The 8,185-nt window shown below is 71.2% G+C and carries 6 protein-coding genes; 2 read left to right on the top strand and 4 right to left on the bottom strand.

Annotated elements, in window-relative coordinates:
- Window positions 1-53: 53 nt before the first annotated feature.
- The 4 genes from nosZ to OZ948_19535 form a co-directional block, all read right to left on the bottom strand.
- Complete coding sequence (gene nosZ / locus OZ948_19550) at window positions 54-2,096, bottom strand: Sec-dependent nitrous-oxide reductase (protein ID MEB2346914.1); 2,043 nt, start codon at window positions 2,094-2,096, stop codon at window positions 54-56.
- A gap of 38 nt (window positions 2,097-2,134) precedes the next feature.
- Complete coding sequence (locus tag OZ948_19545) at window positions 2,135-2,602, bottom strand: cytochrome c (GenBank protein ID MEB2346913.1); 468 nt, start codon at window positions 2,600-2,602, stop codon at window positions 2,135-2,137.
- A gap of 162 nt (window positions 2,603-2,764) precedes the next feature.
- Window positions 2,765-4,051 (bottom strand): cytochrome P450, encoded by a 1,287-nt coding sequence (locus tag OZ948_19540; protein ID MEB2346912.1) that lies wholly within the window; start codon window positions 4,049-4,051, stop codon window positions 2,765-2,767.
- A 69-nt stretch (window positions 4,052-4,120) separates the two neighbouring features.
- The gene (locus tag OZ948_19535) at window positions 4,121-4,783 is read right to left on the bottom strand and encodes a hypothetical protein (GenBank protein MEB2346911.1); all 663 of its coding nucleotides are present in this window, start codon (window positions 4,781-4,783) and stop codon (window positions 4,121-4,123) included.
- Window positions 4,784-5,084: 301 nt separating this feature from the next.
- Between OZ948_19535 and OZ948_19530 the strand changes: the two genes are divergently transcribed.
- The gene (locus OZ948_19530; protein MEB2346910.1) at window positions 5,085-6,482 is read left to right on the top strand and encodes an ammonium transporter; all 1,398 of its coding nucleotides are present in this window, start codon (window positions 5,085-5,087) and stop codon (window positions 6,480-6,482) included.
- A 162-nt stretch (window positions 6,483-6,644) separates the two neighbouring features.
- On the top strand, window positions 6,645-8,096 hold the full coding sequence (ahcY, locus tag OZ948_19525; protein ID MEB2346909.1) for an adenosylhomocysteinase: 1,452 nt from the start codon (window positions 6,645-6,647) through the stop codon (window positions 8,094-8,096).
- The last annotated feature ends 89 nt before the right edge of the window (window positions 8,097-8,185 follow it).

The following is an 8,185-nucleotide window of genomic DNA, read 5'->3' as shown; positions in this document are numbered from 1 at the left end:
GTGGCGGCGCGGCTCCGAGGAGCAGCGCCGCCACGGCCGCGAGCGCGGCGGCGCTAGCGCGCCGCGTGACGAGCCGCGCCGGCACGCGAGCCCGGCGCTTCGCCGCCCGCCTGGCCCTCGCGCGGCTCGACCAGCAGGTAGCCGGCCATCTCCAGGTGCAGGGCGGAGCAGAACTCGAGGCAGTAGAACGGGAAGACCCCGGCGCGATCCGCGACGAAGGTCGCGTTCGACTGCTTGCCCGGCTCCACCGAGAGCGACACGTTGTAGGAGCTGATCCCGAAGCCATGGGTGGCGTCACGCGCCTGCTCGAGATTGGTCAGGTAGAGGTGCACCGTGTCGCCCTGTTTCACCCGGATCGTGTCGGGCGTGAAGTGGCTGCGCACCTGGGTCATGTAGACGTGCACCTCGTTGCCCTGGCGCTCGATGCGCTCCTTGCCGCCTTCGGTGGCGTGCGGGTCGAGCTCCCCCGTGAGCGGATCGGTGCCCACCGGGTCGTAGTGGTCGATCGCGTCGATCAGGTCCGCCGAGATGATCTGGGTGTAGTGCGGCTCGCCGAGCGGGATCGGCGCGTCGTACACGACCTGCATGGCGGGACCGCTCACGTCCACGAGCTGGAAGTTCTGCGGCAGCAGGGGGCCCACGTCGAGGAAGCGGTCGATCGCCCACTTGTTCATGGCGACCACCCACTTGCCGCGCGGGTTCACGGTGTCGCCGTGGGCCGCCGCGATGTGGCCGATGTTGTAGTGCACGGGCGCCTTCTCGATCAGCTTCAGGTCCCGGAGCGACCACTTCGCCACCTTCGACTCCACGAACATCGAGGTGTAGGCGTTGCCCTGGTCGTCGAAGACCGTGTGCAGGGGGCCGAGCCCGAGCTCCACCTGGCCCTGGATCGCCTTGGCGAAGTCGAGGATCGGCACGCCGTAGGGGTCCTTGCCGGCGTAGTCCTTGGCGTCGATCAGGCCCTTGATCTTCTCGAAGCTGTAGACGGTCGCGTGGGTGTCGAGCTTGCCGCCCACCACGATGAACTTCCCGTCCGGCGTCACGTCGGCACCGTGCGGGCTCTTCGGCTCGGGCACGAAGTGCAGGAGGCCCTCGGCCACGGCGGTCTCGAGCGAGATCACCGGGAAGCCGCGGATCTGCTCCGCCTTGCCCGCCTGGAAGACCTGCTCCGCCTTCTTCCAGTCGATCACGTGCAGGTAGTCCATGTCGTTCTGCGACGCGCCCGACTCGAGCGGCGGCCGGCCCTCCAGGTTGCCGCCGAAGGCCTTCTCGGTGTTGAACGAGTTGATGAAGGCATAGCCGTCGCTCACGAGCTTGCCGGCGTCGGCGAGGTCCTGCATGTACGGCGGCAGCTCGATCGCGAACGAGCGCTCCACGTCGATCCGCCCGCGCTCGCGGTCGAACTTCCAGAGCGTCGCGGCTCCCCGGTAGGTTTCGGCGTAGCTCTCGATCGGCGCGAACTCGCCACCGAGCGGCACCGGGTACTGCGAGCTCTCGATCACGTACTCGGTGTTGGGGGTCACGAAGGCGGCGCCGTGGTCGGACTCGAGGATCGGGTTCGGAACGATCTGCTTGGTGGCGAAGTCCTCGAGGTCGATCACGGCCATCCGCGCGTTGGCCTTGTCGCCGATGAACAGGTACTTGCCGTCGTAGTCGCCGTTGGTCTCCGACAGGTTCGGGTGGTGGGTGTCGCCCCAGCGGATCTCGTGCCCGTGGCGGTCGCCGTTTGCGAGCACCTCGTGCGAGCCCCGATCGCCGAAGCCCCAGCCCTGCCAGGGCTCGGGCGTGAAGACCGCGATGTACTTGAGGATGCGCATGCTCGGGATGCCGAGCACCACCACCTGTCCCGACTGCCCGCCGGAGGAGAAGATGTAGTAGTCGTCGTGCTTGCCGCTCGGCACGTAGGTCTTGAGCGCCGCGGTCACGTCCGCGTCGGTGAGCCCGCGCGCCGCCATCAGCTCGGCGACGCCCGCTCCCGCACCGCCGCTCGCGGGCCGCAGCGCCTGCTGCGCCTGCCCCCCTTCGCCACCGGGGCCGCAGGCCAGCGCCGCCGCCAGCCCGAAGGCACCGATCCCGGAGACGATCCGCGTTCCCATCGTTCCCATGGTTGGCCCTCCCGTCGTCCAGAACACGTTCACTTCCCCTTGGCCAGCCCGCGCACGTAGGCGCGCAGCGCGGCGACCACCTCGGGCTTGCTCATCAGGTCCGGGTTCGCGGGCATCGCGGCGCTGCGCCCGACGGCCGCCCCGCCGTACTGCACGATCTGCTCGATGTGCTCGTCGCTGACCGACGCCTGCCAGGCGGGATCCTGGAAGTTGCGCGGCGGCGGGGTCAGGCCGGCCGACGCGGGCCCGTCGCCGGCGCCCTGGGGGCCGTGGCAGGTGACGCAACGGGTCTCGAAGATCTGCTCGGCCTCGGCGCGCGCGCTCTCCGGGATCGCCGCGGGCGCAGCCGCAGGTGCGGCGGGCTCCGCCGCGGGCGGCGCCGTTGCCGCGGGCGGAGACGGCGCGGGCGGAGCCTCGCCCTCCCCGCCGCAGGCAAGCGCGGCGAGCAGGAGCAGGCACGGGGCGGCGGCCAGGCGCGATCGGATCCTTCGAGACACGGACGAACCTCCAGTTTGGACTCGATCCTGATGATCAAGATACGTGCCGACTGCGTCCCCGCGAGCTTTCGCGAGTGGCCATCAGGACTTGGGCCGATGAGGCCGGTGGGACGCCCAGCGCGAGCTGAGGTGTATAGCCCCGGATGGCTCGATCTGCCTCACTCAGCGGGGGCCTCTCGACCGTCGCGGGCGTCCCGGGGTGAAGTGGCACTCCATGTGCTTGGTCCCGTGGATGAAGAAGGACAGGAGCCGTTGCGGCGGCTCGACCTCGAGGTCCGGGAGCCGCTCGAAGATCTCGCGGAACAGGAGCGTGATCTCGCGCCGCGCCAGGTGGGCACCCAGGCAGTAGTGCGGGCCGGGCCCGCCGAAGCCCACGTGCTCGTTGGGGGCGCGCCGCACCTCGAAGGCGAAGGGCCGCGCGAAGACGTCCTCGTCGCGATTGCCCGAGCAGTACCACATCACCACCTTCTGCCCGGCCGCGATCCGGGTGCCGCGGATCGTGGTGTCCCGGATGGCGGTGCGCCGGAAGTGGATCACCGGGGTCGCCCAGCGCACGATCTCGTCGACCGCCGTGGGCGCCACGCCCGCGAAGTCGGCGGCCCAGATCCGGCGCTGCTCGGGATGGTCGCAGAGCGCCTTCATGCCGTGGCTGATGGCGTTGCGGGTGGTCTCGTTGCCCGCGACCGCGAGCAGCACGAAGAAGGAGCCGAGCTCCTGGTCGCCCAGGGTCTCGCCGTCGAGCTCGGCGTTCACGAGCGCCGACACGAGATCCTCGCCCGGCCTGCCGCGACGGTGCCGCGCCAGGTCCTGGGCGAGCTGCGCGAGCTCCGACCCGGCCTGGAGGAGCATCGGGATGATCTTCGCCGGATCCGCGTCGGTGTACTCGGGGTCGCCCGCGCCCAGGATCACGTTCGAGCGCGAGAAGACGAGCTCGTGCTGGCTCTCGGGGATCCCCATCAGCTCGCAGATGATCGCGAGCGGGAGCCGCGCCGCGATCTCGGTCACGAAGTCGCAGGTACCCTGCTCGATCACGCGGTCCACGGTGTCGGCGGCGACGCGCTCCACGCTGCGCTCGAGGCGCTGGATCCGGCGCGGCGTGAAGCCTCGCGAGACGATCCGCCGCAGCCGCGCGTGGCGGGGGTCGTCCATGTTGATCATCGAGCCGAAGAACTCGAGGAAGGGCTGCGGCATGTCGCCGATGTTGGAGCCCTGGCCCGAGCAGAAGAGCTGGGGGTTGCGGCTCACGTGCAGGATGTCGGCGTGCCGGGTCAGGGACCAGTAGCCGGGTCCGCGCGGGAGGATCGCGATGTCGGGCTCCTCGTGGAAGGAGACCGGCCGCTCGCGCCGCAGCGTCGTGAAGGCGCCCTCGCGCTCCTCGAGAGGGCGCTGCCAGAAACGCGGGTCGGAGAGCCGGATCTCGTCGGCGGCGAGGACTTCGCGGGGCTGCACGGCTCCTCCGGGTGCGCGGCGGAGGGAGGATAGGCGCGCGCCAGCCCACGTCGCTCGCCTCCGGCGACCTCACTCGGCCGGCGCAGGCGCGCCGGGCGGCATCGCGAAGCCGAGCACCGGACAGGGTGCGCCGGGGCCGACGAGGCGGATCGCGCTGCGCCCGGCCGGGACGAACTCCATCGAGGCGGTGCCGCTCGCGAGGGGCCGCTCGCAAGCGGGCTCCAGGGGAACGAAGGCGATCAGGTCGAAGCCGGCGGGAACGCCGACGCGGCTCGCGAGCGGGAAGCGACCGCGCACGATCGCCACCTCGCCCTCGCGGCCGATCTCGCGGAAGGTCGCCGGCGCGCGCGGCACCATCGAGCCGCGCCGCTGGTCGCGCGGCCGCCGGTCGCGCCAGGCTGCGAGCGAGCCGACTCCGACCGGGTCGCAGCGCAGCTCGGCGTCCTCGAAGCGGCCGAAGTTGCCGTGCTTGCGGTAGGTGACGCTCGCCTCGGGGCGCAGGAGCTGCGCGCAGCCCTCGTCGCCGGCCGGGGCATAGAAGGTCAGGACGGCGCCGCGGTTGCGGAACTGGACCGCCAGGAAGGGCCCCAGCCTTTCCACCGAGAGCAGCGCCACGCGCGTCGAAGCGAAGGGATCGAGCCGCTGCTCGGCGTAGCGCCCCGCCTCGCGGGCGCCGCTGCAGCCGGCCAGGGCAAGGAGCACGAGGAGGGCTGCGGTCGAGGCCCGGCGCATCGGGGCGATCTCCCGGTCGGCTGGCCGAGCATCCGCAAGCGCCAGAGTGAATGCAACCCGGGGAGACGGGTAGTGCGAGGAGCCGTGGCTCCGCTCGGTAGGCCCGGCCGGGCTGCCCGTGCCCGTCTCCTGGGCACGCCGCTGCCCAGCCGGCGAGCACTCGCGCGGCCTACCGGGCCGGACGGCAGTGCTCACCGCCTTCGCGCGCCTCCTCCTGCGCGCGCCGTGCTTGGCACGGCGGTTGCTCTGGAGGCGATCGGCCGCTCGCCTCCCTTCGCCCGCGGCCCTGGAGGCCAGCCACATGTCCGGTTCCCGCTCGGCACCGCTTGCGCGGCGCATCCTGTCGCTCGCGCCCGTCCTCGCCCTCTTCTGCGCGCGCAGCGCCTTTGCCCAGGACGAGGCGCCCAAGCTCGATGCAGGCAACACCGCGTGGGTCCTGACCAGCTCGGCGCTGGTCCTGATGATGACCCTGCCCGGGCTCGCGCTGTTCTACGGGGGCCTGGTGCGCGCGAAGAACACCTTGAGCCTGTTCATGCAGTGCCTGGTCTCGGCGGGCGTGGTCGGCGTGCTCTGGATCCTGATCGGCTACAGCCTGGCCTTCGCCGAGGGCAACGCCGTCATCGGCGGGCTCGGCAAGCTGGGCCTCGCCGGGATCACGCCCGACACGCTCTGGGGAAGCTACGGGATCCCCGAGTACCTGTTCGTGATGTTCCAGGCGATGTTCGCGATCATCACGCCCGCGCTGATGATCGGGGCCTTCGCCGAGCGCATGCGCTTCGGTCCCTACCTGGCCTTCATCACGATCTGGCTGCTCGTCGTCTACTGCCCGCTCGCGCACATGGTCTGGGGCGGCGGCTACATCGGGACCACGCTCGGAGCCAAGGACTTCGCGGGCGGGCTCGTCGTCCACATGTCGAGCGGCTTCTCGGCACTCGTCGTGGCACTGGTCCTCGGCAAGCGGCGCGGCTTCGGCAAGGAGCCGATGCCGCCCCACAACCTGCCCTTCGCGGTGATCGGCGCGGCGCTCCTGTGGGTCGGCTGGTTCGGCTTCAACGCCGGTAGCGAGCTGATGGCCGACGGGATCGCGAGCCTCGCCTTCCTGACCACCAGCACCGCGGCCTCGACGGCGCTCGTCACCTGGGTGGCGATCGAGTGGGCCCACCGCGGGAAGCCGACCGTGCTCGGCGCGGCCACCGCCTGCGTCGCGGGCCTGGTTGCGATCACGCCGGCGTGCGCCTTCGTCGCGCCGATGGGCTCGATCGCGATCGGTGCGGGCGCAGCGCTCCTGAGCTACCTGGCCGTCACCTTCCTCAAGCCCGCGCTCGGCTACGACGACTCGCTCGACGTGTTCGGCGTGCACGGGATCGGGGGCGCCTGGGGCGCCCTCGCCACCGGTCTGTTCATCGCCGACTTCGCGCTGCCCGAAGGCGTGACGCGCGGCGACCAGATCCTGATCCAGATCACGAGCGTGGTCGTGACGGCCATCTTCGCGCCGCTCGCGACGCTCCTGATCCTGCTCGCGCTGCGCGCGATCTTCGGCTCGCTGCGGGTGGACGACGAGGCCGAGTTCGCCGGGCTCGACCTCGCCGAGCACAGCGAGAGCGCATACGAGTTCGGGACGGCGAGCGGTACCTCGGCCTCGCACATGGCCGCTGGGTCCCCGGCACCAGCGGGGACGCCGCTGGCTTCGAAGGCCTAGAGGGCCCCAGAGGGGGTGGGCGGCCGCGCGTCGCGATCGGCGCGTAGCCGCACCCGTTCGGGCTCCCATCTCGACTTGACGCGCCGGGGATGAGCGGAAACAATCCATCCGCATGGATTGATCCCTCCCGGATCGATCTCCTTCCCCGACGGAGCCCCCTCGATGGCCGCCACCGATCGCCCGCCCTTCCAGGTCGCCGACCTCGCCCTCGCCGAGTGGGGCCGCAAGGAGATCCGGCTCGCCGAGTGCGAGATGCCCGGCCTGATGGCGCTGCGCCAGCGCTACGAAGGGCGCCGTCCCCTGGCCGGCGCGCGGATCATGGGCAGCCTGCACATGACGGTGCAGACGGCGGTGCTGATCGAGACCCTCGTGGAGCTCGGCGCCGACGTCCGTTGGGTGTCGTGCAACATCTTCTCGACCCAGGACCACGCGGCGGCCGCGGTCGCCGTCGGGCCGGAGGGCACGCCCGACAAGCCCAGGGGCACGCCGGTCTTCGCCTGGAAGGGCGAGACCCTCGAGGAGTACTGGTGGTGCACGCGCGAGGCCCTGGTCTGGCCGGACGGCAAGGGCCCCACCCTGATCGTCGACGACGGCGGCGACGCGACGCTCCTCGTGCACAAGGCCCTCGAGTTCGAGCAGGCCGGCTCGGTGCCGGCCTTCGACCCGAAGCAGGACCCCGAGGAGTGGGGCGTGGTCCTCGAGCTGCTCCGTCGCGAGCTCGCCGGGCAGCCGGGCCTGTGGAGCCGGCTCGCGCGCGGGATCCGCGGCGTCTCGGAGGAGACCACGACCGGCGTGCACCGCCTCTACCAGATGGAACGGGCGGGCACCCTGCTCTTCCCGGCCATCAACGTCAACGACTCCGTCACCAAGAGCAAGTTCGACAACATCTACGGCTGCCGGCACTCGCTGATCGACGGCCTGAACCGCGCGAGCGACGTCATGCTCGGCGGCAAGGTCGCTGTCGTGTGCGGCTTCGGCGAGGTGGGCAAGGGCTGCGCGCAGTCGCTGCGCGGCCAGGGCTGCCGCGTCGTCGTCACCGAGATCGACCCGATCTGCGCGCTCCAGGCGGTGATGGAGGGCTACGAGGTCACGACCCTCGACGCCGTGCTCGAGACCGCCGATCTCTTCGTGACCGCCACCGGCAACGCCCACGTGATCGCGGCCGAGGACATGTCGCGCATGAAGGACAAGGCGATCGTCGGCAACATCGGCCACTTCGACAACGAGATCGACATGGCCGGGCTCAAGGCGATCCCGGGCATCCGCCGGGTCGAGATCAAGCCGCAGTACGACGAGTGGGTCTTCCCGGACGGCCACTCGGTGCTGGTGCTCGCCGAGGGGCGGCTCCTGAACCTCGGCTGCGCCACCGGCCACCCGAGCTTCGTGATGTCCGCCTCCTTCACCAACCAGGTGCTGGCGCAGCTCGAGCTGCACGAGAAGGCCGAGAAGTACGAGAAGCGCGTCTACATGCTGCCCAAGCAGCTCGACGAGGAGGTGGCCCGCCTCCACCTCGAGAAGCTCGGCGTGAAGCTCACCCGCCTCACCGCCCGCCAGGCCGACTACATCGGCGTCCCGATCGACGGTCCCTACAAGCCGGACCATTATCGCTACTGAGCCGGGGACAGTCCCGGCGATTCGGCGATTTCGGCGATTTCGGGGACAGTCCCGGGGGGGGGGGGGGGGGGGGGGGGGGGGGGCGGGGG

The organism is Deltaproteobacteria bacterium (assembly GCA_035063765.1).
Classification (GTDB): domain Bacteria; phylum Myxococcota_A; class UBA9160; order UBA9160; family PR03; genus CAADGG01.
This window is presented reverse-complemented; position numbering and strand designations above follow the sequence as displayed.